This window comes from Ralstonia sp. ASV6 (assembly GCF_016429285.1).
GTDB lineage: Bacteria > Pseudomonadota > Gammaproteobacteria > Burkholderiales > Burkholderiaceae > Ralstonia > Ralstonia flaminis.
Genome location: NZ_JAELUI010000019.1, coordinates 1 through 26,412 on the forward strand (window position 1 = coordinate 1; position 26,412 = coordinate 26,412).

Annotated in this window: 25 protein-coding genes; 4 read left to right on the forward strand and 21 right to left on the reverse strand. The window is 62.0% G+C overall.

Annotation, left to right across the window (positions count from 1 at the left end; translation table 11 throughout):
* Both JHD73_RS05305 and JHD73_RS05310 read right to left on the reverse strand, forming a co-directional pair.
* A partial coding sequence (locus JHD73_RS05305; RefSeq protein WP_199028611.1) for a methionine ABC transporter ATP-binding protein occupies nucleotides 1-768 on the reverse strand: 768 nt, incomplete at its 3' end.
* A 178-nt stretch (nucleotides 769-946) separates the two neighbouring features.
* Complete coding sequence (locus JHD73_RS05310; protein ID WP_199028525.1) at nucleotides 947-1,870, reverse strand: histone deacetylase family protein; 924 nt, start codon at nucleotides 1,868-1,870, stop codon at nucleotides 947-949.
* A gap of 141 nt (nucleotides 1,871-2,011) precedes the next feature.
* Between JHD73_RS05310 and mltB the strand changes: the two genes are divergently transcribed.
* A complete protein-coding gene (mltB, locus tag JHD73_RS05315; RefSeq protein ID WP_199028527.1) occupies nucleotides 2,012-3,136 on the forward strand; it encodes a lytic murein transglycosylase B in 1,125 nt (374 codons plus the stop codon).
* Nucleotides 3,137-3,208: 72 nt separating this feature from the next.
* On the opposite strand, the gene JHD73_RS05320 is transcribed toward mltB, so the two are convergent.
* The 18 genes from JHD73_RS05320 to gyrA all read right to left on the reverse strand — a co-directional run bounded on the left by JHD73_RS05320 (nucleotide 3,209) and on the right by gyrA (nucleotide 23,058).
* Entirely contained in the window at nucleotides 3,209-3,952 is a 744-nt protein-coding gene (locus tag JHD73_RS05320) for a hypothetical protein (protein WP_199028529.1), read from the reverse strand.
* A gap of 16 nt (nucleotides 3,953-3,968) precedes the next feature.
* A complete protein-coding gene (cysM, locus tag JHD73_RS05325) occupies nucleotides 3,969-4,871 on the reverse strand; it encodes a cysteine synthase CysM (protein WP_199028531.1) in 903 nt (300 codons plus the stop codon).
* A 123-nt stretch (nucleotides 4,872-4,994) separates the two neighbouring features.
* Complete coding sequence (locus tag JHD73_RS05330) at nucleotides 4,995-5,312, reverse strand: helix-hairpin-helix domain-containing protein (protein WP_199028533.1); 318 nt, start codon at nucleotides 5,310-5,312, stop codon at nucleotides 4,995-4,997.
* 135 nt (nucleotides 5,313-5,447) lie between these two features.
* Nucleotides 5,448-6,443 (reverse strand): ADP-glyceromanno-heptose 6-epimerase, encoded by a 996-nt coding sequence (gene rfaD, locus JHD73_RS05335; RefSeq protein ID WP_199028534.1) that lies wholly within the window; start codon nucleotides 6,441-6,443, stop codon nucleotides 5,448-5,450.
* An 18-nt stretch (nucleotides 6,444-6,461) separates the two neighbouring features.
* Nucleotides 6,462-7,394, reverse strand: a complete 933-nt coding sequence (gene rfaE1 / locus JHD73_RS05340; RefSeq protein WP_199028536.1) for a D-glycero-beta-D-manno-heptose-7-phosphate kinase — start codon at nucleotides 7,392-7,394, stop codon at nucleotides 6,462-6,464.
* A 41-nt stretch (nucleotides 7,395-7,435) separates the two neighbouring features.
* Nucleotides 7,436-8,800 carry a UDP-glucose/GDP-mannose dehydrogenase family protein gene (locus tag JHD73_RS05345; protein ID WP_199028538.1) on the reverse strand — a complete coding sequence of 455 codons (1,365 nt, stop codon included), beginning with the start codon at nucleotides 8,798-8,800 and terminating at the stop codon, nucleotides 7,436-7,438.
* A gap of 62 nt (nucleotides 8,801-8,862) precedes the next feature.
* A complete protein-coding gene (lapB, locus tag JHD73_RS05350; RefSeq protein ID WP_199028540.1) occupies nucleotides 8,863-10,137 on the reverse strand; it encodes a lipopolysaccharide assembly protein LapB in 1,275 nt (424 codons plus the stop codon).
* A 3-nt stretch (nucleotides 10,138-10,140) separates the two neighbouring features.
* Entirely contained in the window at nucleotides 10,141-10,464 is a 324-nt protein-coding gene (locus JHD73_RS05355) for a lipopolysaccharide assembly LapA domain-containing protein (protein WP_199028542.1), read from the reverse strand.
* 205 nt (nucleotides 10,465-10,669) lie between these two features.
* The gene (locus tag JHD73_RS05360; RefSeq protein WP_199028544.1) at nucleotides 10,670-11,098 is read right to left on the reverse strand and encodes an integration host factor subunit beta; all 429 of its coding nucleotides are present in this window, start codon (nucleotides 11,096-11,098) and stop codon (nucleotides 10,670-10,672) included.
* Between the two features lie 46 nt (nucleotides 11,099-11,144).
* Complete coding sequence (gene rpsA / locus JHD73_RS05365) at nucleotides 11,145-12,833, reverse strand: 30S ribosomal protein S1 (protein ID WP_199028546.1); 1,689 nt, start codon at nucleotides 12,831-12,833, stop codon at nucleotides 11,145-11,147.
* Nucleotides 12,834-12,968: 135 nt separating this feature from the next.
* Nucleotides 12,969-13,664, reverse strand: a complete 696-nt coding sequence (cmk, locus tag JHD73_RS05370; protein ID WP_199028548.1) for a (d)CMP kinase — start codon at nucleotides 13,662-13,664, stop codon at nucleotides 12,969-12,971.
* A gap of 26 nt (nucleotides 13,665-13,690) precedes the next feature.
* On the reverse strand, nucleotides 13,691-14,995 hold the full coding sequence (gene aroA, locus JHD73_RS05375; protein WP_199028550.1) for a 3-phosphoshikimate 1-carboxyvinyltransferase: 1,305 nt from the start codon (nucleotides 14,993-14,995) through the stop codon (nucleotides 13,691-13,693).
* Nucleotides 14,996-15,021: 26 nt separating this feature from the next.
* Nucleotides 15,022-15,918, reverse strand: a complete 897-nt coding sequence (locus JHD73_RS05380) for a prephenate dehydrogenase (protein ID WP_199028552.1) — start codon at nucleotides 15,916-15,918, stop codon at nucleotides 15,022-15,024.
* A 98-nt stretch (nucleotides 15,919-16,016) separates the two neighbouring features.
* Nucleotides 16,017-17,141 (reverse strand): histidinol-phosphate transaminase, encoded by a 1,125-nt coding sequence (hisC, locus tag JHD73_RS05385; RefSeq protein WP_199028554.1) that lies wholly within the window; start codon nucleotides 17,139-17,141, stop codon nucleotides 16,017-16,019.
* 96 nt (nucleotides 17,142-17,237) lie between these two features.
* Nucleotides 17,238-18,353 (reverse strand): prephenate dehydratase, encoded by a 1,116-nt coding sequence (gene pheA / locus JHD73_RS05390; protein WP_199028556.1) that lies wholly within the window; start codon nucleotides 18,351-18,353, stop codon nucleotides 17,238-17,240.
* Nucleotides 18,354-18,440: 87 nt separating this feature from the next.
* Nucleotides 18,441-19,577, reverse strand: coding sequence for a 3-phosphoserine/phosphohydroxythreonine transaminase (gene serC, locus JHD73_RS05395; protein ID WP_199028558.1), 1,137 nt, complete (start codon nucleotides 19,575-19,577; stop codon nucleotides 18,441-18,443).
* 123 nt (nucleotides 19,578-19,700) lie between these two features.
* On the reverse strand, nucleotides 19,701-20,264 hold the full coding sequence (locus JHD73_RS05400; RefSeq protein WP_199028560.1) for a DUF2059 domain-containing protein: 564 nt from the start codon (nucleotides 20,262-20,264) through the stop codon (nucleotides 19,701-19,703).
* Between the two features lie 127 nt (nucleotides 20,265-20,391).
* Nucleotides 20,392-23,058: a DNA gyrase subunit A gene (gene gyrA, locus JHD73_RS05405; RefSeq protein WP_199028562.1), complete on the reverse strand. Its 2,667-nt coding sequence runs from the start codon at nucleotides 23,056-23,058 to the stop codon at nucleotides 20,392-20,394.
* A 421-nt stretch (nucleotides 23,059-23,479) separates the two neighbouring features.
* On the opposite strand from gyrA, the gene ompA reads away from it, so the two are divergent.
* Nucleotides 23,480-24,130 (forward strand): outer membrane protein OmpA, encoded by a 651-nt coding sequence (ompA, locus tag JHD73_RS05410; RefSeq protein WP_199028564.1) that lies wholly within the window; start codon nucleotides 23,480-23,482, stop codon nucleotides 24,128-24,130.
* 180 nt (nucleotides 24,131-24,310) lie between these two features.
* Here the strand turns inward: ompA and JHD73_RS05415 are convergent, their stop codons facing one another.
* Nucleotides 24,311-24,817 (reverse strand): glycine zipper 2TM domain-containing protein, encoded by a 507-nt coding sequence (locus JHD73_RS05415; protein ID WP_199028566.1) that lies wholly within the window; start codon nucleotides 24,815-24,817, stop codon nucleotides 24,311-24,313.
* 161 nt (nucleotides 24,818-24,978) lie between these two features.
* Here JHD73_RS05415 and ubiG point away from each other — a divergent pair, with 161 nt between their 5' ends.
* Together ubiG and JHD73_RS05425 are read left to right on the forward strand one after the other, a co-directional pair.
* Nucleotides 24,979-25,695 carry a bifunctional 2-polyprenyl-6-hydroxyphenol methylase/3-demethylubiquinol 3-O-methyltransferase UbiG gene (gene ubiG / locus JHD73_RS05420; RefSeq protein WP_199028568.1) on the forward strand — a complete coding sequence of 239 codons (717 nt, stop codon included), beginning with the start codon at nucleotides 24,979-24,981 and terminating at the stop codon, nucleotides 25,693-25,695.
* Nucleotides 25,692-26,381, forward strand: a complete 690-nt coding sequence (locus JHD73_RS05425) for an HAD-IA family hydrolase (protein WP_199028570.1) — start codon at nucleotides 25,692-25,694, stop codon at nucleotides 26,379-26,381. Before ubiG ends, JHD73_RS05425 begins: the two co-directional genes overlap by 4 nt.
* Nucleotides 26,382-26,412: the final 31 nt, after the last annotated feature.

A 26,412-nucleotide genomic window follows, 5' to 3' on the forward strand; every position in this document is an offset into this window, starting at 1 on the left:
CGCCAGCACCGAAGGCGGCAGCTCTTGCGAGATGACCTCGCCGATCAGCGCGCGCGTCACGTCGTGATGCGGCTGCAGGAACACGTCGATCACGCGACCCAACTCCACTACGCGGCCAGCATCGAGCACCGCCACGCGGTCGCACACCTGCTTGATGACTTCCATCTGGTGCGTGATCAGCACGATGGTCAGACCCAGCTCGCGGTTGATCTTGCGCAGCAGATCAAGAATCGAACGCGTGGTCTCCGGGTCCAGCGCCGAGGTGGCTTCGTCCGAGAGCAGCACATCCGGCTGGCTGGCCAGTGCGCGGGCAATGCCGACGCGCTGCTTCTGGCCGCCGGAAATCTGCGCCGGATAGCGATCCTTGTGCGCGGCCAGGCCAACGAGGTCCAGCAGCGGCAGCACGATCTCGCGGATACGCTCGCGCGACGTGCCCGCCAACTCCAGCGGCAGCGCCACATTGTCATACACCGTGCGCGACGACAGCAGGTTGAAGTGCTGGAAGATCATGCCGATCTTGCGGCGCGCCTGGCGCAGCCCGTCGGCATTGAGTGCGGTGAGTTCCTGGCCCGCCACCGTGACGGTGCCGGAGGTCGGCTTGTTCAGCAGGTTGATCACACGCACCAGCGTGCTCTTGCCCGCGCCGCTGCGGCCAATGATGCCGAAGATCTCGCCGCGGTCGATGGTCAGGTCGACGTCGCGCAGCGCGTGGACGTCATTGCCGCCCGCCCCCCGGAAGTGCTGCGATATCCCCTTGAGTTCAATCATGTGTTGCATACAAAAACGGCAACTCGCCAAGCCTCACGGGCTCCAGCGCGGTTGCCGTCTCTTTTATCGTTGGAATGAGGCGCTAGTGTAAGGCAGGCCTTACATGCGAGGAACGATTCTTTAACGATGTCTTTATTACTTTTTCGAATTTTGCAGGCGATTTGTCGCCATATGACGCCTAAAGCTCAGCGAGCGCCTTGACGTGCGCCACCACGCTGCGGCCTAGCGCGCTGAGGTTGTAGCCACCCTCCAGGCAACTCACGATGCGGCCCTTGGCATGTGTGCGCGCCACCTGCATGAGCTGCTGCGTCATCCAGGCGTAATCTGCCTCAACCAGGCCCATCTGGCCGAGGTCGTCTTCCCGGTGTGCATCGAAACCGGCAGAGATGAACAGCATCTCCGGCCGGAATGCCTCCAGGCGCGGCAGCCAGATCGTTTCCACCACCTCGCGCACGGTCAGGCCACTCGTATAGGCCGGCAGCGGAATGTTGACCATGTTGGCCGCCACCGCTTCAGTGCCGGAATACGGATAGAACGGGTGCTGGAAGATGCTGCACATCAGCACGCGCGGCTCGTCGCGAAACGCTGCCTCGGTGCCGTTGCCGTGGTGCACGTCAAAGTCGACGATGGCCACGCGCTGCAGCCCGTGGTACTCCAGCGCATGCCGCGCAGCCACCGCCACGTTATTGAAGAAGCAGAAGCCCATCGCACGGCCTGGCTCAGCGTGATGGCCCGGGGGGCGCACGCTGCAGAAGGCGTTCTCCAGCTCACCGGCGATCACCTTGTCGGTGGCATCCACCGCCGCACCCGCAGCCAGCACGGCGGCCATGTAGGTGTGCGGGTTCATCGAGGTGTCAGGGTCGATTGGCGTGTAGCCGGCGATCGGCACGTTGGCGACCAGTTCGCGCAAATATTCAGGCCGGTGCACGCGGCACAGTTGCACCTCCGTCGCAGGTGGTGCCTCGCAAGGCACAAGCAGATCTTCGATGCGGCTGGCGATCAGTTGATCTTCGATCGCGCGCAGACGGTCCGGGCACTCGGGATGGTGATACCCCATCTCGTGCTTGAGGAATTCGGGATGCGTGTAGAGGCCGGTCGCCATGTTCGTCTTGTGTGCCCATTGGGGCTTATTCAGTGCATGTGTCTCCAGCCGCTACGTTAGCACGGCGGCGTCAAGTCGCAGGACGAGTCGATCCGGCAGAGCCATCCGCTACAATGCCCCGATCCCGTTGAAAGCCTGCCCATGAGCCAATCGCCTTCTTCCCGTCGTCCCGTATTGCGCGCCCTGGTAGCGGGCGCCGCGCTCTCCGCGCTGTCCTTCCCCGGCCTGTCACTGGCGGCCAAGAAGGCAACCAAGTCCCCCAAGCGCCGCGTCGCGGTGCATGAAGAAGAGATCGACCCAGACCGCTACCGCAACAACCCCCAAACGCAAGCCTTCGTCAACGAACTGGTCGGCCAATACAACTTCGACCGCGCCTCGCTTGATGCCCTGTTTGCCGGCACCGCCTATTCCGCTACGGTGGCGCGGCTGATCCTGCCGCCTGCCACGCCTGCACGCCGGAGCTGGACAGCGTACCGTGGCCGCTTCATCGAGCCCATCCGCATCAACGCGGGCGTGCAGTTCTGGCAGCAGTACGGAGACACGCTGCGCCGCGCCGAAAGCGAGTTTGGCGTGCCGGCGGACGTGATCGTCGGCATCCTGGGCGTGGAAACCATCTACGGCCGCGACATGGGCAACTTCCGCGTGATGGATGCGCTGTCCACGCTGGCCTTCGATTACCCCGACACGCCCAATCGCCAAGACCGCAGCACGATGTTCCGCAACCAGCTCAAGGACTACCTGATCTGGTGCCGCGACACCGGCACGGATGCGTTCTCGGTACTGGGTTCGTATGCGGGCGCGGTGGGTATTCCGCAGTTCATGCCGACGAGCATTCGCGAGTACGCCGTCGACTACGACCATGATGGCCACATCGATCTGCGCAACAGTGCGGTGGATGCCATCGGCAGCGTCGCGCACTTCCTGCAGATGCACGGCTGGGAGCCAAATCGCCCAGTGATGTGGAACATCGCCAGCGATACCGACAGCCAGGGCATTGCCGCTGCCGCAGCCGACGGGCAGCCGTATCCGCGCATGACGCTGTCCAAGCTCACACGTGCCGGCCTGGCGCTCGCGCCCGGCGTGGATGCCACGCGCGAGCAGGAAACCGAGGTGCTGGTGGTCGACCTGCCCACGCCCGGCCAGTCAACTGAGTACCGCGTTGGCCTGCGCAACTTCTACGTGCTCACGCGCTACAACCGCAGCTTCTTCTATGCCGCAGCGGTGTACGAACTGGGGCAAGCCGTGCGACAGGCAATGCGCGGCTGATCATCAGCGTTCACGCAATAAAAAAGCGCAGCTTCGGCTGCGCTTTTTTATTGCGTGAACCGCCAGTGCCAGCTATTTCCAGCGCGGCAGATACACCATGCGCGTGTCGCTCGACGCAGGGTCGAGGACCTTGTCGTCAATACGTATCACGGCCAGGTTCCGCCCCTGGCGCACCAGCCGCATCTGCTCGAACGGCGCCCGCCCAAGCTGTTCGATATTGTCGACGGCAAACCCAGCCAGCCGAGCCTCGGCGCGCTGCGGCGGAATATCGAACCATTGCCAGGCATCGCTGGTGCCCTTGCGGCGCAAACCCGCACGCGCCCACACCTCCGTGGCAGGCATGTCGATCTGGGCGTCGCCGTTGGGCAGGGTGACTTGGGTGACGGTCTTGCCTGAGCGCGCTTCGAACTGGACTTCCACGTCCGCCATCGGTCCTTTGCCGGGTAGCCCTACGATCGCCAGCCAAGTGCCGGCTTCCGCAGGCTTTGCGCGGACAAGCTCTTCGTCACGGAACAGGTAGAACGTCGGCTTACCGGGCGTGTAGGCCTGCAGCACGATGGTCTCACCGTCGAACTTCCAGATGCCCTCGGCATGCTTGTCTACGCTGGACACCCAGCGCCACTCGAATCCGCCATCGTCGTGGAGCCTCAACATCGAGCCCACATCGCGACCCGCGTCGAGGTAATACTGGTCCGCCACGGCCCGCACAGCAGCGTCCGGTTCAGCATCAGCAGCCAGTGCAAGGCTGAGCCATCCGGCCAGCGCCAGCACGACGGGCACAGCCCAAGCCCGCATGCGTGTCATTCGCATCGTCATCGCGGCACGCTCCCGATCAGGCCGGGAACACGCCTGTCGACAGGTAGCGATCGCCCCGATCGCACACCACGAACACGATGGTCGCATTCTCGACTTCTTCGGCGATCCGCAGTGCCACGCACAATGCACCGGCCGCCGAGATACCGCAAAAGATGCCCTCTTCACGTGCCATGCGACGCGCCATGTGCTCGGCGTCGGACTGGCTCACGGGTTCGGTGCGGTCGATGTATTTCGGGTCATAGATCTTCGGCATGTAGGCTTCCGGCCATTTGCGGATGCCCGGAATGCGCGAGCCTTCGGCCGGCTGCGCGCCGATGATCTGGATGGCCGGGTTCTTCTCTTTCAGAAAACGTGAAACTCCGGTGATGGTGCCCGTCGTGCCCATCGCCGAGACGAAATGCGTGATGCGGCCTTCCGTGTCACGCCACAGCTCGGGGCCGGTGGTCTCGTAGTGCGCCAGCGGGTTATCCGGGTTGGCGAACTGGTCGAGAATGACGCCCTTGCCTTCCTTTTCCATCGCGTCGGCCAGATCACGCGCATATTCCATACCGCCTTTGACGGGGGTAAGGATGATCTCTGCGCCATAGGCAGCCATGCTCTGGCGGCGCTCCACCGAGAGGTCCTCCGGCATGATCAGCACCATCTTGTAGCCACGAATGGCCGCCGCCATTGCCAGTGCGATGCCGGTGTTGCCCGAAGTCGCCTCGATAAGCGTGTCGCCCGGCTTGATGCGGCCGCGCGTCTCAGCATGCCTGATCATGGACAGCGCGGGGCGATCCTTGACCGAGCCAGCCGGGTTGTTGCCTTCTAGCTTGCCGAGGATAACGTTGCCGCGTCGCGCATTGCCTTCGCCTGGAATGCGTTGGAGCTGAACCAAAGGCGTGTTGCCGATGGTGTCTTCAATGGTGAGATAAGCCATGATGCGTGGGGAAAGGGAATCTGACCATTGTAATGCAGCCTGTCTGTGGTCCGAAGGCCATGCCCGGCACATGGCAAAACGCCCCGCATGGGCGGGGCGTCGCGGGAGAACCGATCAAGGCGCTTACTTCTTCTTGGCGTCCTTGCCGTCTTTCTTGGCTGCAGCCGGTGCGGGCGCGGGCGCGCCGAACGTCAGCCCTTCATTTTCGAGCTTGGCGAGCGTCTTGTCGCCGATGCCGGATACGCGAGACTTGAAGTCGGCGGCATCCTTGTACGGACCATTCTTGGTGCGCTCTTCAATGATGGCCTTGGAACGCTTCGGGCCAATGCCGGACAACGTCTCCAGCCCGGCATGATCCGCGGTGTTCACATCCACCGACGCCCACGCGGCCGACAGCATGGACAGCGACATCAACGCAACGGCCAACAATTTCTTCAGCATGTGCTCCTCCTGATTCTTGGGTTCAGAGATGAAAAAACCGCCACATCGTGTGGCGGTTTCAACGCATCTTAAGGAGCATCACCAGGACGCTGTGGCGCGCAAACAAAAAGTCACGCGCTGTCTGATTACTGGTGATCACGCAGGCTGCTTCAGCAACCACTGGCAGTAGCGCTCCACGCCTTCCTGTACCGTCAGGAACGGCGCCGTGTAACCCGCTGCACGCAGACGCGACTGATCGGCCTGCGTGAAGCACTGATACTTGCCGCGCAACGCATCCGGGAACTTCACGTATTCAATCAAACCTTCCTGCGCCAGTTCCTCGGTGGAAAGCACCGGTTTGCCTTCTGCGCCGCGCAGCGTGTTCACCACCGTCGTGGCGATGTCGTTGAACGGCTGCGCACGGCCAGTGCCCAGATTGAAGATGCCCGACTTGTCAGGGTTGTCGAAGAAGAACAGGTTGACCTTCACCACGTCTTCCACCGACACGAAGTCGCGCATCTGGCCACCCTGCGGGTAGCCGTTGTACTCGCCAAACAGCTTGACGGTGCCTTCCGCGCGGAACTGGTTGAAGTTGTGAAACGCGACCGAGGCCATGCGACCCTTGTGCTGCTCGCGTGGGCCGTACACGTTGAAGTAACGGAAGCCGACGATCTGCGAGAGTGCCGTCGGCATAACGCGGCGCACGACCTGATCGAACAGCAGCTTGGAGTAGCCGTACACATTGAGCGGACGCTCGAACTCCGGCGCTTCGCGGAAGGTTTCCGACGCACCATACGTAGCCGCCGACGAGGCGTAGAGGAACTGCACGCCCTGATCCAGGCACGCACGCATCACCGCCAGCGTGTAGCGGTAGTTATTGTCCATCATGTAGCGGCCATCGGTCTCCATGGTGTCGGAGCAGGCGCCCTCATGGAAGATCGCACGAACTTTGCCGAAATCGCCGCGCGCAAAGCGCTCGACAAATTCGGTCTTGTCTAGGTAATCGCTGATCTGGCAGTCGACGATGTTCTTGAACTTGTCGGCGCGCGTGAGATTGTCGACGGCGATGATGTCGGTCTCGCCGCGTGCGTTCAGGCCCTTGACGATATTGGCGCCGATAAAGCCGGCCGCGCCGGTGACGATGATGGTCATGATCGGTGGATCAGTTGATCAGTTGAAGAGTTCTGCGTAAGTCACAACGGCCGTGCCCAGCTTGCCGACCACGATGCTGCCCGCGCGGTTGGCGTACTGCACGGCTTCCTTGAGGCTGGCGCCAGCACCCAGCATCGTGGCCAGCGTGGCGATCACGGTGTCGCCCGCACCCGACACGTCGTACACCTCACGTGCCTGGGCCGACACGTGCAGCACTTCGTGCTCGGTGTACAGCGTCATGCCCTCTTCCGAGCGTGTCAGCAGCAGCGCTTCGAGCTGCAGCTCGCGGCGCAGGTTCTGTGCACGGATCGTCAAATCCTGCTCCGACTTCCACGAGCCGACCACCTGGCGCATCTCGGCGCGATTGGGCGTGATCATGGTCGCGCCTTTGTAGCGCGAATAATCGTCACCCTTCGGGTCGACCAGCACGCGGCGGCCAGCTTGACGCGACGCTTCGATCATCTTGCCCACATGCGTGAGGCCGCCTTTGCCGTAGTCGGACAAGACCACCACGTCATGCTGCGGCACCAGCGTGCCGAAACGATCGAGCACCGACATCAGCACTTCGTGCGTAGGCGGGTTCTCGAAATCGACACGGATCAACTGCTGCTGACGCGCCAGCACACGCAGCTTGATCGTCGTATTGACGGCCGGATCGCGATGCAGGTGGCCCGTAACCCGGCTCTCACCGAGCAGTGTTTCAATGCTGCGGCCGGGTTCATCGTCGCCAATCACGCCCAGCATGCCCACCTGCGCTCCGAGCGCAGCGGCATTGCGCGCCACGTTGGCTGCGCCACCCAAGCGCTCGTCCGAGCGCTTGATCTGCACGACGGGCACCGGTGCTTCGGGCGAAATCCGTTCAACGTCGCCAAACCAGTAGCGGTCGAGCATCATGTCGCCCACCACGAGAATGCGGGCGGCGTTGATCTGTTCTGAAGCGAGAGCAGTCATGGGTCTGGCGTCGGCAGCGGCCGAGGGTCGCGGCAACGTGATTACGATTGGGTGGAGCGCCCGATGGCCTGGTATTCAAAGCCCGCATCGCGCATGGCTTGCGGCTCGAACAGGTTACGGCCGTCGAACACCATTGGCGTCTTCAACAGTGCCTTCACAGCGTTGAAGTCCGGGCTGCGGAACGCCTTCCACTCGGTCACGATGACCAGCGCATCGGCGTCCTTGAGCGCGTCCATCTGACCAGCGCAGAATGTCACGCGTTCCAGCTGTTCGGCAGAAAGATCGAGCGCCAGTGCGTGACGCGCCTCTTCCATGGCGACCGGGTCATACACCTGCACACGTGCGCCGCGTGAGAGCAGCGAAGCGATCAGGATACGGCTCGGCGCTTCGCGCATGTCATCGGTATTCGGCTTGAAAGCCAAGCCCCAGATGGCAAACGTGCGCCCCGTCAGGTCTGCACCCATGCGGTCTTCAATCTTGCCGACCAGCACTTCCTTCTGCTTGTCGTTGACGGCCTCGACGGCCTCCAGCACGTGCAGCGTCTGACCGTACTCCTGCGCAGTGCGCACCAGCGCCTGCACATCCTTCGGGAAACACGAGCCCCCGTAGCCGGTACCGGCGTAGAGGAAGCTGTAACCGATGCGCGGGTCGGAGCCAATGCCCAGGCGCACGAGTTCGATATCAGCGCCCACCTTGTCGGCGAGGTTGGCCATCTCATTCATGAACGAGATACGTGTGGCCAGCATCGAGTTGGCAGCGTACTTGGTGAATTCGGCCGAACGCACGTCCATGTAGAAGGTGCGTTCGTGGTTGCGGTTGAACGGCGCGTAGAGCGTGCGCATCATCGCCTTGGCGCGCTGGCCATCGTTGTCGGCATAGGTGCCGAGCACGATGCGGTCCGGGCGCATGAAGTCGTCCACCGCAGCACCTTCCTTCAGGAACTCGGGGTTCGACACCACCGAGAAGCCGACATCGGACTTGCCGCGCGTGGCCAATACTTCGGCAACGGCAGCGCGCACCTTGTCGCCGGTGCCAACAGGCACGGTCGACTTGTCGACGATCACCTTGAAGCCGTTCATGTGCTGGGCGATGTTGCGTGCAGCGGCCAGTACGTATTTCAGGTCCGCCGAGCCATCTTCATCCGGCGGCGTACCCACGGCGATGAACTGCACATCACCGTGCGCGACGCTGGCTGCCACGTCAGTCGAAAACTGGATGCGGCCGGCCGCGCGGTTGCGCTCGATCAGCTCCTTGAGCCCCGGTTCGTAGATGGGCACGCCGCCGGCGTTGAGCAGGTCGATCTTCTTCTGGTCGACGTCGAGGCAGAACACATCGTTGCCCAGCTCCGCCAGACACGCGCCGGTGACCAGACCGACATAACCGCTACCGATGATGGTGATTTTCATACGAACACTTCAAAGATTAGAAAAGCGCCGGCGCGATGGACAACCAACCGCGCCGGACTGAATTACATACTGGCCCCGCCGCTGCCGCCAAGCGTCTCGGTGCGGCGCGGTGAGTAGGTTTCCCAGCGGTTGCAGCCAGGGCACTGCCAATAGAACAGGCGCGCGCGGAAACCGCATTCCTGGCACGTATAGCGCGCCAGGTTGCGTGTGCGACTTTGCAAGAGATCTCGAATGGCACCCAGATCGTGTGCACGCTGGATGTCTGCGTTGCTGCCATCCTCGACCGGATCGGCCAGCGCACTCTCTGCCACATCTGCCGTGGCGGGCGCCTCATGACCAACCGCCTCGGAAGCGCGCGTCGCCTCGGCCTCCACCAGCCGCGTGAGCGCCATCAGCGACGGTTGACGGCGGATCTGATCACGCATCAGTGCCACGGCATCGTCGATACCGTGTACGTCCAATTCATACTTGTAGACCGTATCGAGCAGTTCCGGGCCCAGGCGCGCGTCCATCTTGGAGCGCAGCCACGCCAGCCCTTCTGCGGCACGGCCAAGTTGGGTATACGCCTTCATCAGCCGCTCGGCCACCAGCGGCAGGAATGCTGGATTCTGCTGTTCGATACTGCGCCAGCGCTTGATTGCGCCTTCGGTATCGCCCTGCCCTTGCGCCACATCGCCCAGTTGGATGGTGGCGCGCACATTCTTCGGGTTCTCCTGCAGCGCGCGTTCGAGCCACTCAATGGCGATCGGAACATCCTTGCGCTGCAGAGACTCCTGCGCCAACTCACAGCAGAACTGCGCGATCTGGACGGCGTAATCCTTACCCTGAAGGGTCTGCAGTTCGCGCGCTGCATCGATGGCCTTGCGCCATTCTTTTTCGACCTCGTACAGCTCTAGCAGTACGCGCTTGGCAGGCTCGGCAAACGTGCCTTCCATCAGCATCCGCAGGGACTCTTCCGCGCGGTCCAGCAGGCCAGCGCGCAGGAAATCCTGGCCGAGTTCATACAACGCGTGATCGCGCTCGTTGGCCGGTAGATCAGGGCGGTTGACGAGGTTCTGGTGCACACGGATGGCACGCTCGGTCTCGCCGCGGCGGCGGAACAGGCTGCCGAGCGCAAAGTGCAATTCGGTGGTTTCCGGGTCAAGGCGGGCAACCTCGATGAAGGCATCGATAGCCTTGTCCGGCTGCTCATTGAGCAGGAAATTCAGCCCCTTGAAATAAGAGCGCGGCAGCGACGACTGTTCGGTGCGCAACTGGCGGGCGTCGAGTCGCGCAGCGACCCAGCCCAAGCCAAACACCAGCGGGATGGCCAACAGCCACCAGAGATCGAAGTCCATGCGTCAGACCTTGGGGCCGGGAACGTGATAAGGGGAATCAGCAATGACGGGCGCAGTGGGCTCGGCCACCTCTTCCGCCTTCTTCATGCGCCCAATCTGGCGCCGCAGGCGGCTGGCGGTAAAGCGATGGCGCACCACACGCGGCGTCATCGCCAGCATGGTGAGCAGGATCCCAGCCACGAAGAATGCCAGCGCGATCAGAATCAACGGCGCATGCCAAGCCACGCCAAACGGCAACACCAGCGAGACTTCCGCCGTGTTGTGCAATGCCAGCGCAAAGAGCAGCACGAACAACAGGATGCGGATGACCCAGACGAGAAATTTCATGCAGACTCAGTAACAAACAGCGCGGAAACAAACGGCGGCGCAATCCAGTGAGACTGGGCAGCACTCGATTGCCGGATTGAGCCGCATTGTAGCGGATTCATATGATGGCCAGCCACGCCAAGGGCTGCGCGAAAAGCCATCGCCACAATAGAAAACGCCCCGGTAAAACCGGGGCGCTTCTGAAACGACCTTCTACAACCTAGGCTTAGCGTGACATGGCCAGCGGCACCACCGTATCCGCCGAAAAACCGGCCGTCTGGCGATTGCACTCAGCCTGCCGCGCTGCCTTGACAGCCATCAGCGACACAGCTGGCTCACCCTCCGAAGAAGGTTCACCTTGTTGCGCCAAGCTGCGGTCGACTCGCTCACGCAACTCCTTACCCGCCTTGAAGTGGGGCACCCGCTTTTCGGGCACCAGCACCTTCTCGCCAGACTTGGGGTTGCGACCGACGCGCGGCGGACGGCGATTCAGGCCGAAACTGCCGAATCCACGGATCTCGATGCGGTGGCCGTCCGCCAAGGCGTCGGACATCGCATCCAGAATCGTCTTGACCGCGATGTCCGCGTCCCGCAGCAACAGCTGCGGAAAGCGGGCGGCAAGCTTCTCCACGAGTTCGGACTTGGTCATGGGCATCGTGCGCTCGTCCTCGCCGTCTTGATAGGGTCGACCCGGTAGATGCTTACTGGTTGGTTTCGTTCAGCTTCGCCTTCAGCAGCGCGCCGAGGTTCGTCGTACCGGCGGTGCCAGTATCTGCCGAGAACTTCTGCATCGCTTCTTGTTGGTCGGCGCTGTCCTTGGCCTTGATCGAAACGTTGATGTTGCGCGACTTGCGATCGATGTTGACGATCATCGCAGTCATCGTTTCGCCTTCCTTCAGCACGTTGCGGGCATCTTCCACGCGGTCGCTCGAGATTTCCGAGGCGCGCAGGTAGCCTTCCACGTCGTCAGCCAGCTGCACCACGGCACCCTTCGGATCAACGGTCTTGATCGTGACATTCACGATCGAACCCTTGTCGTTGGTCGACACGAAGTTGTTGAACGGATCGCCCGACAGCTGCTTGATACCCAGCGAGATGCGTTCCTTGTCGATGTCGATGGCCAGCACGACGGCTTCCACTTCGTCGCCCTTCTTGTACTTGCGAACAGCTTCTTCGCCAGTCTCTTGCCACGACAGGTCCGACAGGTGCACCAGGCCGTCGATGCCGCCCGGCAGACCGATGAACACGCCGAAGTCGGTGATCGACTTGATCTGACCCGACAGCTTGTCGCCCTTCTTGTGGTTACGGCCGAAGTCGTCCCACGGGTTGGCCTTGCACTGCTTCATGCCCAGGCTGATACGACGCTTGTCTTCGTCGATATCCAGGACCATGACTTCCACTTCGTCGCCCAGCTGGACAACCTTGGACGGAGCCACGTTCTTGTTGGTCCAGTCCATTTCGGACACGTGCACCAGGCCTTCGATGCCGGCTTCGATCTCAACGAACGCGCCGTAGTCGGTCAGGTTGGTCACCTTGCCGAACAGGCGGGTGCCTTGCGGGTAACGGCGCGAGATGCCGACCCACGGATCTTCGCCCAGTTGCTTCACGCCCAGCGAGACGCGGTTCTTCTCTTGGTCGAACTTGAGGATCTTGGCGGTGATTTCCTGGCCAACCGACAGCACTTCGCTCGGGTGACGCACGCGACGCCATGCCAGGTCGGTGATGTGCAGCAGACCGTCGATGCCACCCAGATCCACGAACGCGCCGTAGTCGGTGATGTTCTTGACGATACCGTTGACGATCGCGCCTTCCTTGAGCGTTTCCATCAGCTTCTGACGCTCTTCGCCCAGCGTGGCTTCAACCACGGCACGGCGCGACAGCACAACGTTGTTGCGCTTGCGGTCCAGCTTGATGACCTTGAATTCGAGGGTCTTGCCTTCGTACGGCGTGGTGTCCTTGATCGGACGTACGTCGACGAGCGAACCCGGGAGGAATGCACGAATACCGTTGACCATGACGGTCAGGCCGCCCTTCACCTTGCCGGTCACGGTACCGGAGATGATCTCGCCGGATTCCAGTGCCTTCTCAAGGTTCAGCCACGAAGCCAGGCGCTTGGCCTTGTCGCGCGACAGGATGGTGTCGCCGTAGCCGTTTTCCAGTGCGTCGATCGCGACCGAAACGTAGTCGCCGACTTGCACTTCCAGCTCGCCCTGGTCGTTCAGGAATTCTTCGACCGGAACAAATGCTTCGGACTTCAGGCCCGCGTTCACAACGACGAAGTTGTGGTCAATACGCACAACTTCCGCAGAGATCACTTCGCCAGCCTTCATATTGGACTTGGCGATCGACTCTTCGAACAGGGCGGCAAAAGATTCGTTAGTTTGGGACATAAAAAATAGGCATCCGCAGAACATGCCTCGCATAGCTTTCGCTCAATGGGCGAAGACACGCGCATGCGGGGTTACGAGTTGAACAACCGCCAGCGGCAACATGCCACCGGCACCGATCGGACCGGATCAGCCGATTCAGTTCGCCTTGTTGGCGCTCTGCACCTGCCGGTACCAGTCCAGTACCTGCGCGACCACCTCATCGACCGTCATATCGGACGAATCCAGTTGCCGCGCATCCTGCGCCGGACGCAGCGGCGCGACACTGCGGGTGCGATCCCGCAAATCACGCGCCTCCAAGTCCTGCGAAAGACTTTCCACTGTAGCAGAAAAACCCTTTGCAATCAATTGTTTATAGCGCCGCTCGGCGCGCGCCTGCACGCTTGCCGTGAGGAACACCTTGAGCACCGCTTCGGGAAAAACCACGGTGCCCATGTCGCGGCCATCGGCTACGAGGCCGGGTGCCTCCAGGAAGGCGCGCTGACGTGCATGCAACGCCTCACGCACGGCGCCATGCACGGCAATGGCCGAGGCCTGGTTGCCGACCGACTCATGACGTAACGCCAAGCTCACATCTTCACCGTTGAGCCAGATGTGATCGGCTTTGAAGCGCACATCCAGGGTGCTGGCGATGCGCACGAGGTTCTCCACGTCGTGATCGTCGACGTTCTCGCGCATGCTGGAGAGCGCCACCAAGCGGTACAGGGAGCCGCTATCCAATAGGTGAAAGCCAAGCAAGTCAGCGACCTGATGGGCGACGGTGCCCTTGCCGGACGCAGTGGGGCCGTCGATGGTGATGACCGGATACGGCGTGGAAGCAGCGGCGTCGGACATGATAAGAGCTGGTGGTTAATTGCGTTTCAAGCGGTAATGCCGCCGAACGCCGAGAAATATTCCGGGAACGTCTTGGCGACGCAACGCGGGTCGTTGATGCGCACCGGCACCGGGCCAAACGCGGCCAGAGAGAAGGCCATCGCCATTCGGTGGTCGTCGTAGGTATCGATGCCGCCAGCGGGCGAAGTCCATTGCGACGGGGGCGTCACACGGATGTAGTCGGCGCCCTCTTCCACTTCGGCGCCGAGCTTACGCAGTTCGGTGGCCATGGCAGACAGGCGGTCGGTTTCCTTGACGCGCCAGCTTGCGATGTTGGTGAGCGTGGTAGTGCCGTCGGCAAACAGCGCGGCCACCGCCAGCGTCATCGCCGCGTCTGGGATGTGGTTGCAGTCCAACTCGACCGCATGCAGCTTGCCGTCGTCGCGCTCGACGCCGCGGACTTCGATCCAGTTGTCGCCCGCCATCACGTTGGCGCCCATGCGGTTGAGCGCGTCAGCAAAGCGGACGTCGCCCTGGATGCTGGACATGCCAACCCCCTCCACGCGCACCGGCCCACCACCAAGCGCGCCGGCGGCCAGGAAGTACGACGCCGACGAGGCATCGCCTTCCACGAAAATCTCGCCTGGTGCCATGTATGCGACGCCAGTCGGCACGATGAACGATGCCCAACCGTCGCGCACAACCTGCACGCCAAAGCGCGCCATTAGGTTCAACGTGATCTCGATGTAGGGCTTGGAGATCAGCTCGCCAACCACTTCAATGGTGACGTTGCCTGCCGACTCGACCAGCGGCAGCGACATCAGCAGCGCAGTCAGGAACTGGCTGGACACATCGCCGCGCACGCGGATGGGCGCGTCAATCTTGACCGGCGCGGCATGAATCGCCAGCGGCGGATAGCCTTCGTTGCCGGTGTAGTCGATGTGCGCGCCGACCTGGCGCAGGCCGTCGACCAGATCGCCGATCGGCCGCTCGTGCATGCGCGGCACGCCGTGCAGTGTGTACTCACCGCCTTGCAGCGCCAGCGCGGCCGTCAGCGGGCGGATGGCAGTACCGGCGTTGCCCATGAACAGATCTGCGGACTTGTTCGGGAAACGGCCACCGGTGCCGGTGACGCGATAGGCGTTGTCGCCCAGACCTTCAACCGAGACACCCAGCTTGCCGAGTGCGTCCAGCATGACGCGCGTGTCATCGGAGTCGAGCAACGCGCGTACGACGGTTTCGCCCTGCGCAAGTGCGGCCAGCAGCAGCACGCGGTTGGAGATGCTCTTCGAGCCTGGCAGCTTGATGGTGCCGCGCGCCGTCTTCAGCGGACCGACGTCGAGATGTTCCATGAATCCAGTCAGTTCAAAACAAAACGTTATTCGGGTTGCGTGGTTGGCGCCACGCGCTGCGGCCAAGCCAGACGGGCTTCGCTCGCGCGGCGGAACACGCGTTCAAGCGAGGCGCCATCGCGCTCGGCAATCATCGTCTTCAGACGGCCGATTGCGGCTTCGTAGGTGTTCAACTCGCGCAGCAGCGCTTCGCGGTTCGACAAGCAGATGTCGCGCCACATCTCGGGCGACGACGCGGCGATGCGCGTGAAATCGCGGAAACCGCCGCCGGCAAAGTCGAGCTTGAGCGCGCCGTCTTCGGCATTGATGATCTGTGCAACCAGCGCATACGACAGCACGTGCGGCAGGTGGCTGACCGCCGCGAACACAGCGTCGTGCTGCACGGCAGACATGATGTGGCAGTGCGCTCCCGCTACCTCCCACATCGCCTGCACGCGAGCGACATCAACGCGACGGTTTTCCTGCAGCGGACACAGCACGGTCTTTTTGCCGACGTAGAGATCGGCCAGTGCGGCCTCCACGCCATTCAATTCACGGCCAGCGATCGGGTGCGCGGGCACGAACTGGCTGACCTGATCACCCAGCGCCGTCTTGGCTGCCATGATGACGTCAGACTTGGTGCTGCCGGCATCCGTGACGGTGGTGTCCGGGCCCAGGTGCGGCTGCATGGCGAGCAGCAACGGTAACGTCTGCGCGACGGGTGCACACAGCACCACCATGTCGGCGCCGCGCACGGCTTCTTCCATCGGCAGCGCTTCATCGATCACGCCCAGGCGAATCGCCGCTTCAAGCGACGCGGCCGAACGCCCGACGCCAATGATCTGCCCGACCACACCCGCGCGACGCAACGCCAGCGCCAACGAACCACCAATCAGGCCGACGCCGACAATCACCAACCGTGAACTGGAAAAAGAAGAGGCCACAACACCGCCCTGCCAGAAAAAAAGCAAAGCGGCATTGTAGCCCGATGTGCGCGGCGCCCGATGCCTGAACTAGGGCGCCGCAACGGTTGCAACAGAAGTTACGCGGCGGCTTTTTCCTGCGCCAGCGCCACTTCCAGCGCCTCGATGAAGGTGGCGTTCTCTTCGCGCAGCCCGATGCTGATGCGCAGCCATTGCGGCAGGCCGTAGTTGCTGACCGGACGCACGATCACCCCTTGCTTGAGCAACGCAATGTTCACGCGTGCACCAGCACTGTTGTCGTTACCCACGCGCACCAGCACGAAGTTGCCAGACGACGGCACGTACTGCAGGCCGAGACGATCGAAGGCTTCAGTCAGTTGCGCGTAGCCCGCAGCGTTCAGCTCAGCCGATTGGCGCAGGAATTCCGCATCATTGAGCGCGGCCACCGCTGCGGCCTGCGCCAAGCTGTTCACATTGAACGGTTGGCGAATGCGGTTAAGCAGATCGGTCAACTGCGGTTGTGCGATGCCGTAGCCCACCCGCAAGCCAGCCAGCCCATAGGCCTTTGAGAACGTGCGCGACACCAGCAGGTTCGGATACTGACGCACCCATGCCGTCGAGTCGTACTGCTGTTCGGGCTTGAGGAATTCGTTGTAGGCCTCGTCCAGCACAACCACGACGGTCGGCGGCACCTTGGCCAGAAACGCAGCGATTTCACTGGCCGACAGGAACGTGCCAGTCGGATTGTTCGGATTAGCGATGTAGATCAAACGCGTGTCCGGCGTGATGGCCGCGGCCATCGCGTCGAGGTCGTGGCCGTAGTCGCGAGCCGGCACTTCAATGGCGTGCGCACCGACTTCCTGAGCCGCCAGCGCATACACGGCAAATGAGTACTGCGCATACATCACGCCCTGCCCCGGTTCCACCAGTGCGCGGGCCGCCAACTCGAGAATGTCGTTGCTGCCGTTGCCCAGCGTGATCCACGCTTCGGGCACGCCAAACTTGGCATGCAGTGCGGCCTTCAGGCTGAAGCCGTTGGCATCCGGATAGCGCGCCAGCTCGTCAATGGCGGCTGCCATCGCGCTTTTGGCCGATTGCGGCATACCAAGCGGGTTCTCATTCGACGCCAGCTTGACGATGCGCGCGGCATCCAAGCCGAACTCGCGTGCTACTTCGGAAATCGGCTTGCCGGCCACATAGGGGGCGATGGCGCGGACATACGCCGGGCCGAACTGCAAAGACATGGGGTGCTCCTTTGGTATCAGCGCCCCGCCCATGCGAGGCGCGCTTTTGAATCCCTCGGGAGCGCTGCAAACCAGCGCTGGCTTGCCTCGTCCCCGTTAGCGTGCCGAGGGATAGGACCCCAGCACTTTGAAATACGCTGCGTCATGACGCAGCTTCTCCAGCGCGCGCGCTACTTGCGGATCACGCTGGTGGCCTTCCACATCGACGTAGAAGTAGTACTCCCACGCACCGCTGCGCGCCGGACGCGATTCGAAACGGCACATCGACACGCCGTTCTCCGCGAGCGGCGCCAGCAGCTTGTAGACTGCGCCGGCCTCGTTCGGCACCGACAGAATCAGCGACGTCTGATCACGCCCGCTCGGCTCCGTCTCATAGTTGCCAATGACGACGAAACGCGTGCGGTTATGCGGATCGTCTTCGACGTTGGCGCGCACCACATGCAGGCCGTAGCGGTTGGCCGCCTGCACACTTGCCAGCGCGGCAACCATTTCGTCTTCACCCGCCATACGAGCAGCCTCGGCGTTGCTCGACACGGCCTCGCGTGGCAGGTTCGGATAGTTCGTGTTCAACCACCGTTGGCACTGCGCCAGCGCCTGCGCATGCGCGCGCACCACCTTCACCTGCGACATGTCGCCAGTCTTGTGCAACAGATTGTGGTGCACACGCAGCGCAATCTCACCGCTGATCTTCAGCGACGTCGTCAAGAACAGATCGAGCGTGCGCGACACCACGCCCTCCGTCGAATTCTCAACCGGCACCACACCGCAATCGACCGTGCCGGATTCCGCCGCACGGAACACCTCGTCAATGCTCGGACAAGGCATCGGCTGGATCTCATGACCGAAATGCGCGATCACCGCCTGCTCCGAGAACGTGCCCGCCGGGCCCAGGTAACCGATGCGCAGCGCCTGCTCCAGGCCGCGACACGCAGACATCACCTCACGCCAGATGGCAGCGATGCTCTCATCATGTAGCGGACCCGAATTGCTCGACTGCATCTTGCGGATCACCTGCAGCTCGCGGTCCGGCCGGAACGCAGGCGACGAATAGCGCTTCTTCACCTCGCCCACTTCCTGCGCCACCTTGGCGCGGTCGGAGAGCAGCGTGAGCAATTGGTTATCAATGGCGTCGATCTGCGTGCGCAACGGCGCCAACTCCGCCGCCAGTGCGGCGTCCTTGTTTTGCTTCGTATCGTCTGACTGACTGGTCATTGTAGGAATCGGGTTCGGCAATGGATTGCAAATTGCCGCGCGAAGCAGGCGCTTCGCGCAATGTTCTGCCGTGGTTGGGCGAATGCCTTAGGCGGACGCCCGCTCAAAGTCACGCATGAAGTCGACCAGCGCTTCCACGCCTTCCAGCGGCATCGCGTTGTAGATGCTCGCCCGCATGCCGCCCACGGACTTGTGGCCCTTGAGTTGCACCAGCCCGCGCGCGCGCGCCTGCGTGAGGAACGCCTCGTTGCGGGACTCGTCGTTGAGGAAGAAGGGTACGTTCATGCGCGAACGGCACGTCGGATGGATTTCGTTGCGGTAGAAGCTGCTCGCGTCGATAAAGTCGTACAGCATCTTCGACTTGACGATGTTTCGCGTCTCCAGCGCTTCAACACCGCCCTGGCGCTTGATCCACTGGAACACAAGCCCAGCGATGTAGATCGCGTACGTGGGCGGTGTGTTGTACATCGAGCCGTTCTCGGCCACGAGGCGCCAGTTGAATGCCGACGGGCACAGCGGGTGTGCATGGCCCAGCAAGTCCTTGCGGACGATGGCGATCGTCAGGCCGGCGGGGCCGATGTTCTTCTGCGCGCCACCATACAGAACCTGATAGCCATCCCAGTCGATCGGCCGGGAGAGAATGTGGCTCGACACGTCGGCCACCACCACGCGCCCATGCGCTTGACCGACGTCGGGCGTCTCCTGGTATTCCACGCCGACGATGGTCTCGTTCGTACACAGGTGCACGTAGGCCGCGTCATCCGAGAGATTCCAGCTCGATACGTCCGGAATCTTGTGGAAACGCTCGGCCTCGCTGGTGGCGGCGATGTTCACCTCACCGTACTTACGCGCTTCCTGCTGAGACTTTACCGACCACGTGCCAGTGACAACGTAGTCCGCCTTGGGCGCATCGACGGATAGACGGCGCATCAGGTTCAGCGGAACGATGGCGTTTTCAGCGATCGCACCGCCCTGCAAGAACAGGATCTCGTAGTGATCCGGCACCGCCAGCAGTTCACGCAAATCCGCAAAGGCCTGCGCAAGAATGCTTTCGAATTCGCGGCCGCGATGGCTCATCTCCATCACGCTCATGCCGCTGCCCTGCCAGGAGAGCATCTCTTCCGCCGCCTGCCGCAGCACCTCGGCCGGCAGCACGGCTGGCCCCGCCGAAAAGTTATAGACACGTGCCTGGCTGGCTTGGATGGCGAGATCGGCTTGGCTCATGAGAGGGAGGCAAAAGAAAAATGGCTGTCTGGGCGCGAACCCAAACAGCCATTATCTACCAACTGGCGGCGCGACGGGGATTGCGCCCCGCTCGTCCACCTATATCGTCGATAGTGCGCTCAATTACTTCGCTGCAGCAGCGACTTCCTTGTCAGCCATGTCGCGCATTGCCTTGCCGACTTGCGGACCGTACTTCTGCATCACGTTGCCCCACACTTCCTGCATGGCCTTGCCTTGGTTAGCCATGAACTTCTGGCCGCTCGGCGTTTTCAGGAACGTGGTCAGATCCTTGATTTCCTGGGTCGAGTAGTACTTGCCCAGCGAATCGTAGTGAGCCTGCAGAGCATCCTTGCGGAAGGCATCCGTTTCGAACGCCTTGCCGGCGCCGTCGGTCATGCGCTGCACGGCGCCGTTCTTCTTCAGCTTGTCGACAGCAGCCTGCTTTTGCTTGTCGTTCAGCGACTTGTTCTCGACCAGCGATTGCTCCAGCACCAGCGGGGCTTCTTGCTTGGCGCCGTTTTCCAGCACTTCACCCTGACCCTTGATGGCTGCGTCAACATTCATCGTCGTCAGCAATTCCTTGATGGCAGCCGTCTTGTCTGCATCGCCGCCAGCTTGGGCGAACGCAAACAGCGGAGCGAAACCAGCCACCACGATCAGATGTTTGAGTTTGAGACTCTTGTGCATTGTTGCTCCCTTGAGATAAGCGTTGCGTTTAGGCCGGAGCGTGACGCATAAGTTCCAGCCCTTGCCGCGCACAGGTCCGGCATCATGACCAGAACTGCGCGCAACGGCAAGCAAAAGTTGTTTCCAATTATGACTCGGCGCTGTCATCCGACTGTGCATCGGCGTCCGGTGCGGAATCTGGCGTCTCCACACTTTCATCACCTTCCGCGTCGGACTCCACGACACGCTGCAGACCGGACAGCTTGTTGCCCTCACCCACATTGATGAGCGTGACGCCTTGCGTGGCTCGACCCATTTCGCGGATCTCATCCACACGCGTGCGGATCAGCACGCCACCGGTGGTGATCAGCATGATCTCGTCTTCCGGCGCCACCAGCGCGGCAGCCACCACCTTGCCGTTCCGCTCGGAGGTCTGGATGGCGATCATGCCTTTGGTACCGCGACCGTGACGGGTGTACTCCGAGATCGGAGTACGCTTGCCGTAACCGTTTTCGGTGGCGGTCAACACGCTACCGACGCTCACTTGCGCACCCTCGCCTTCGGTTTCGGTTTCAGCCGGCGCCACCAGCATGGCGATCACCTGCTGGTTCTCCTCCAGGTTCATACCGCGCACGCCACGCGCCTGGCGCCCCATCGGACGCACGTCGTTCTCATCAAAACGAACCGCCTTGCCCGCATCCGAGAACAGCATCACGTCGTGCTGACCATCGGTAATGGCAGCGCCGATCAAGAAGTCTCCCTCATCCAGGTCCACAGCGATGATGCCGGCCTTGCGCGGGTTCGAGAAATCGGTCAGCGCCGTCTTCTTAACCGTGCCCTTGGAGGTGGTCATGAACACGAAATGCTGCTCATCGAACTGCTTGACCGGCAGGATCACGTTGATCTTCTCGCCCGGCGACAGCGGGAACATATTGACGATCGGTCGGCCGCGCGAGTTACGGCTGCCCGCCGGCACTTCCCACACCTTCAGCCAGTACAGACGGCCACGGTTCGAGAAGCAGAGGATGTAATCGTGCGTGTTGGCGACAAATAGCGTGTCGATCCAGTCATCTTCCTTGGTGGCTGCGGCCTGCTTGCCACGACCACCACGCTTCTGCGCACGGTACTCGGAAATCGGCTGACTCTTCATATAACCGCTGTGGGACAACGTCACCACCAGATCTTGCGGCGTAATGAGGTCTTCTGTATCCAACTCGGTTGCATTGTGCTCGATCTGCGAGCGGCGCTCATCACCGAACTCCGCGCGGATGGCGGTGATTTCCTCGACGATGATGGCAGTAATGCGCTCCGGACGCGCCAGGATGTCCAGCAGATCGGCGATCTGCGCCATCACTTCGCGGTATTCCTGGACGATTTTGTCCTGCTCCAGCCCGGTGAGGCGTTGCAGGCGCATCTGCAGGATTTCCTGCGCTTGCGTGTCCGACAGCTTGTACAGGCCGTCACCCTGCATGCCGAACGCCGGCAGCAAACCTTCCGGACGGTAAGCGTCGCGGCCACCCGCGGTTTCGCCCTCGGCACGCGACAACATCTCGCGCACCAGGCCCGAATCCCAACTGCGGCTCATCAACTCGGCCTTCGCAACCGGCGGCGTCGGCGCAGCCTTGATGATGGCGATGAACTCGTCGATGTTGGCCAGTGCGACAGCCAGACCTTCCAGAATGTGGCCACGTTCGCGCGCCTTGCGCAGATCGAACACGGTGCGGCGCGTCACCACCTCGCGGCGGTGCAGCAGGAAGCACTCCAGCATCTGGCGCAGGTTCAGCAGGCGCGGCTGGCCATCGACCAGCGCCACCATGTTCATGCCGAAGGTGTCTTGCAGCTGCGTATTCTTATAGAGGTTGTTGAGCACAACCTCCGGCACTTCACCACGCTTGAGTTCGATCACCACGCGCATGCCGGACTTGTCCGACTCGTCGCGAATGTCGGAGATACCCTCGATACGCTTTTCCGTCACCAGCTCGGCAATGCGCTCAAGCAGCGTGCGCTTGTTAACTTGATAGGGCAGCTCGTCAACGATGATCGCCTGGCGTTGACCACGGTCGATATCTTCAAAGTGCGTCTTAGCGCGCATCACCACGCGACCACGGCCGGTGCGATAGCCTTCGCGCACGCCCGAGATGCCGTAGATGATGCCGGCCGTCGGAAAATCCGGCGCCGGGATCAGCTCGATCAGCTCATCAACCGTTGCCTCCGGATTGTTCAGCAGATGCAAGCAACCGTCGACAATCTCATTCAGGTTATGCGGCGGAATGTTGGTCGCCATACCGACCGCGATCCCGGACGAACCGTTGACCAGCAGGTTCGGGATGCGCGCCGGCAGGACCGAAGGCTCGCTTTCGCTGCCGTCGTAGTTCGGCTCGAAATTGACGGTTTCCTTGTCGAGGTCGGCCAACAGTTCATGGGCGATCTTCGACAGGCGGATTTCGGTGTAACGCATCGCCGCGGCGTTGTCGCCGTCGACCGAGCCGAAGTTGCCCTGGCCATCAACCAGCATGTAGCGCAGGGAGAAATCCTGCGCCATCCGCACGATGGTGTCGTATACAGCAGTGTCGCCGTGAGGGTGATACTTACCGATCACATCCCCGACGATACGTGCGGACTTCTTATAGGGACGGTTCCAGTCGTTGTTCAGTTCGTGCATCGAATACAACGCACGGCGATGCACCGGCTTGAGACCATCCCGTACATCTGGAAGGGCGCGGCCCACGATCACGCTCATGGCGTAAGCGAGGTACGAACTGCGCATTTCCTCTTCGAGCGATACCGGGAGTGTCTCTTTGGCGAATTGATCCATTGGGCGAACGGTGAGAGGCCCCGTAGCGATCACTACGAAGCACTGCGGTTGCGCGAATAACAGAACATTTTACCATGCCGCAAGCCCCCCTCCCCTCATGCGGGCGAGCGACGCATCCTCAACCTCGGGCACGTTCCCTGCGAAGTCGGACAAAACCCGCGACCCAGTCCCCACAAGGGTTTGCGAGCAGTTTCCTGCCTTGTTGCGTACACACCACAAGGCCGTGGTGCCCCGTTCGAATCGCTTATATTTGCTTTTTAGGAGTGCGTGCTTGTGGCACAATCCCCCAGCGAAGAGGCAGACATTGTTCGAAGTGGAGCCTTCACCACACCGAGAATGTTATACTCCGAAGAATGTATGACTTGTTTTCGTCCCATCTGCTCGCAGTCTTCTGCGGTGATCTCATCCTGAGAGGAGAAATATGAAAAAATTTGCCAAGCTCGCGTTCGCTGCAGCTGCGGTAGCCATGGCTGCGTCCGCTTACGCTCAGTCGGTGCCCTACGAAAAGAAGGCCGTCAACGACAACTGGGGTAACGGCACGAGCGAGTGGGTCTGGAAGAACGGCACGAACGAACTGTGCTGGCGCAATGGCTTCTGGACGCCGGCAACTGCCAACGCTCAGTGCGACGGCGCTCTGGCTCCGGCAGCTGCTCCGACGGCCGCTCCGGCTACCCCGGCTGCTCCGGTTGTGTCGAGCGAGAAGGTTACGTTCGCTGCTGACACGCTGTTCGACTTCGACAAGGCTGTGCTGAAGCCGGAAGGCAAGGCTAAGCTGGACGACCTGGTCTCGAAGCTGCAAGGCATCAACCTGGAAGTCGTGATCGCCGTTGGCCACACCGACTCGTTCGGCTCGGACAAGTACAACGACCGCCTGTCGGTCCGTCGTGCTGAAGCCGTCAAGGGCTACCTGGTCAGCAAGGGCATCGAAGCCAACCGTGTTTACACGGAAGGCAAGGGCAAGCGCCAGCTGAAGGTTGATCCGAAGTCGTGCAAGGGCGCTCGCAAGGCACAAATCGCCTGCCAGCAACCGAACCGCCGCGTTGACGTTGAAGTGGTCGGCACGCGCAAGTAATTCGGTTTCGACCGAAGGAAAAAGCCCAGCGAAAGCTGGGCTTTTTTTTCGCCTGCACACCTAGCGTTCAGCTTGGCTGGCTTATCGATCTGCGGATGACCAAGGCAGCAAAAAAGCGGTGACGCTCATGCCCCCGCCTTTTCATGCTCCAAGGTCCGGAACCCCGCTCGCCCTTCTCTATTAGTAAGATGGCGTTGCCTGGTCGTTGGCGACCATGGCGCGATCACCCACGCGCAGGTTGTTCGGGTTTTGCTGCGTGACGGTAGCGACACGGCCATCGTCCAGACGCACGCTGATGCGGTACACGGTTTGTCCGCCCGCAGCTGCACGCTGCTCAACTTGGTTACCCGCATAGGCGCCAAGTGCAGCACCGCCGATCGTCGCCACCGTGTTGCCTGTACCGCCGCCAACTTGGTGACCCAGGATACCGCCCGCCACACCGCCGATGATCGTGCCCAGGATGCCCGGGCTGTTAACCGGTGCTTGCATCGGCTGGATCGATTCGACCCGGCCGTACAATGCGCCCGGCTGCTGTTGTGGCTGACCGCCGTATGCTGGGGGCGGCGCATACCCACCGCCACCACCGTAGCCGCCACCATATCCACCACCGTACCCCGGTGCGGCGCAGCCCGCCAGCACCGTCAAGCCCACAACACCGAGCCCCGCCAGAATTCGTTTGGATTTCATTGATCTCTCCTTGAAGGAAGGTGTCGATTGGAGAAAACGCATGCGCGTTCGTTCACCTTTGTTTCAATGTGAAACCTTTTTTCCGGCGCGCCTGATTTGGTCGAGACGGCGCTTTTTGGTACATTTCCTCACCTAGCCGTTATGCCCAGGCGCAGCGCAACATGACTACCACTCACGCGAACGCCGATCCCGGCGAACTCGAAAAATTCAGCGAACTCGCCCACCGGTGGTGGGACCCGAACAGCGAGTTCAAACCCCTGCACGAAATCAATCCGCTGCGCCTCGACTGGATTCAATCCATCGCGCCGCTGGCGGGCAAGCGCGTTGTCGACATTGGTTGCGGCGGCGGCATCCTCTCTGAAAGCATGGCGCGTGCTGGGGCGAACGTCAAAGGCATTGATCTGTCACGCAAAGCATTGCGGGTTGCCGATCTGCACAGTCTGGAAGCGGGCGTTGCCGTCGATTATGAAGAGATCGCAGCAGAAGCGCTCGCAGCACGTGAGCCCAGCAGTTACGACGTCGTGACTTGCATGGAGATGCTCGAACATGTGCCCGATCCGGCGTCGGTTGTGCGCGCTTGCGCGACCTTGGTCAAACCGGGCGGTCACGTGTTCTTTTCGACCATCCATCGCAATGCCAAGGCCTACCTGCTGGCGGTAATCGGCGCGGAATACGTGCTGAACATGCTGCCGCGCGGCACGCATGACTACGCCAAGTTCATCCGCCCGTCGGAGCTTGCCTCGTTCGCACGCCTGGCAGGTTTGCAGCCTGAGCAGATGCGTGGGCTGGAATACAACCCGATCACCGGGCGCTACGCCCTGACGCAGGACACCAGCGTCAACTATCTGATGGCCACGCGTCGTCCGGGCAACGCATGACAGCGGGCAAATTTCCGGCTCCGCTGGGCGCGGTGCTGTTCGACCTGGACGGCACGCTGGCCGACACTGCGCCAGACTTGGCGGCCGCAGCCAACAAAGTGCGCATGGACCGCGGCCTGGAGCCGCTGGCCTACGAGGCACTGCGCCCCGTCGCCTCACATGGCGCGCGCGGGCTGCTCGGCGTGGCCTTCGGCATCGGGCCGGAGGATGTGGAATTTGAATCGCTGCGATTGGCGTTCCTCGCCAACTACGAGGCAGAGATCTGCGTGCGCACGGCGCTGTTCCCAGGCATGGCAGACGTGCTGGCTGAACTCGGCCGCGCGGGCATCCCCTGGGGCATCGTCACCAACAAGGCGGGCCGGCTGACCGTGCCCCTGGTGGCCCAGCTGACGTTTCCGGTGCCGCCGGCATGCGTTGTCGCCGGGGATACGACGCCACACGCCAAGCCCCACCCGGCCCCGCTGTTGCATGCGGCCGAATCCATCGGCGTGGAGGCGCGGCAGATCGTCTACGTGGGCGACGACGTACGCGACATCGAAGCCGGCCGTGCCGCCGGCATGCCTACTATTGCTGCCAGTTACGGCTATTGTGGTAATGGGCCGCCGCCCTCGGAATGGCGCGCAGATGCGTTGATCGCCAACGCCGCCGAGCTGATTCCGCTGCTGCTCGCATCGCAACGCACTTAAGCGCGGCGCCAGGGCCGACGCCAGGCACCTT

Coding starts and splice junctions, on each gene's coding strand:
- JHD73_RS05310 (WP_199028525.1), bottom strand. CDS start 1,870: ATGGCGACCGGCCTCTACACGCATCCCGAATTCCTCAAGCACGAGATG.
- mltB (WP_199028527.1), top strand. CDS start 2,012: ATGAGCCAATCGCCTTCTTCCCGTCGTCCCGTATTGCGCGCCCTGGTA.
- JHD73_RS05320 (WP_199028529.1), bottom strand. CDS start 3,952: ATGACGATGCGAATGACACGCATGCGGGCTTGGGCTGTGCCCGTCGTG.
- cysM (WP_199028531.1), bottom strand. CDS start 4,871: ATGGCTTATCTCACCATTGAAGACACCATCGGCAACACGCCTTTGGTT.
- JHD73_RS05330 (WP_199028533.1), bottom strand. CDS start 5,312: ATGCTGAAGAAATTGTTGGCCGTTGCGTTGATGTCGCTGTCCATGCTG.
- rfaD (WP_199028534.1), bottom strand. CDS start 6,443: ATGACCATCATCGTCACCGGCGCGGCCGGCTTTATCGGCGCCAATATC.
- rfaE1 (WP_199028536.1), bottom strand. CDS start 7,394: ATGACTGCTCTCGCTTCAGAACAGATCAACGCCGCCCGCATTCTCGTG.
- JHD73_RS05345 (WP_199028538.1), bottom strand. CDS start 8,800: ATGAAAATCACCATCATCGGTAGCGGTTATGTCGGTCTGGTCACCGGC.
- lapB (WP_199028540.1), bottom strand. CDS start 10,137: ATGGACTTCGATCTCTGGTGGCTGTTGGCCATCCCGCTGGTGTTTGGC.
- JHD73_RS05355 (WP_199028542.1), bottom strand. CDS start 10,464: ATGAAATTTCTCGTCTGGGTCATCCGCATCCTGTTGTTCGTGCTGCTC.
- JHD73_RS05360 (WP_199028544.1), bottom strand. CDS start 11,098: ATGCCCATGACCAAGTCCGAACTCGTGGAGAAGCTTGCCGCCCGCTTT.
- rpsA (WP_199028546.1), bottom strand. CDS start 12,833: ATGTCCCAAACTAACGAATCTTTTGCCGCCCTGTTCGAAGAGTCGATC.
- cmk (WP_199028548.1), bottom strand. CDS start 13,664: ATGTCCGACGCCGCTGCTTCCACGCCGTATCCGGTCATCACCATCGAC.
- aroA (WP_199028550.1), bottom strand. CDS start 14,995: ATGGAACATCTCGACGTCGGTCCGCTGAAGACGGCGCGCGGCACCATC.
- hisC (WP_199028554.1), bottom strand. CDS start 17,141: ATGTCTTTGCAGTTCGGCCCGGCGTATGTCCGCGCCATCGCCCCCTAT.
- pheA (WP_199028556.1), bottom strand. CDS start 18,353: ATGACCAGTCAGTCAGACGATACGAAGCAAAACAAGGACGCCGCACTG.
- serC (WP_199028558.1), bottom strand. CDS start 19,577: ATGAGCCAAGCCGATCTCGCCATCCAAGCCAGCCAGGCACGTGTCTAT.
- JHD73_RS05400 (WP_199028560.1), bottom strand. CDS start 20,264: ATGCACAAGAGTCTCAAACTCAAACATCTGATCGTGGTGGCTGGTTTC.
- gyrA (WP_199028562.1), bottom strand. CDS start 23,058: ATGGATCAATTCGCCAAAGAGACACTCCCGGTATCGCTCGAAGAGGAA.
- ompA (WP_199028564.1), top strand. CDS start 23,480: ATGAAAAAATTTGCCAAGCTCGCGTTCGCTGCAGCTGCGGTAGCCATG.
- JHD73_RS05415 (WP_199028566.1), bottom strand. CDS start 24,817: ATGAAATCCAAACGAATTCTGGCGGGGCTCGGTGTTGTGGGCTTGACG.
- ubiG (WP_199028568.1), top strand. CDS start 24,979: ATGACTACCACTCACGCGAACGCCGATCCCGGCGAACTCGAAAAATTC.
- JHD73_RS05425 (WP_199028570.1), top strand. CDS start 25,692: ATGACAGCGGGCAAATTTCCGGCTCCGCTGGGCGCGGTGCTGTTCGAC.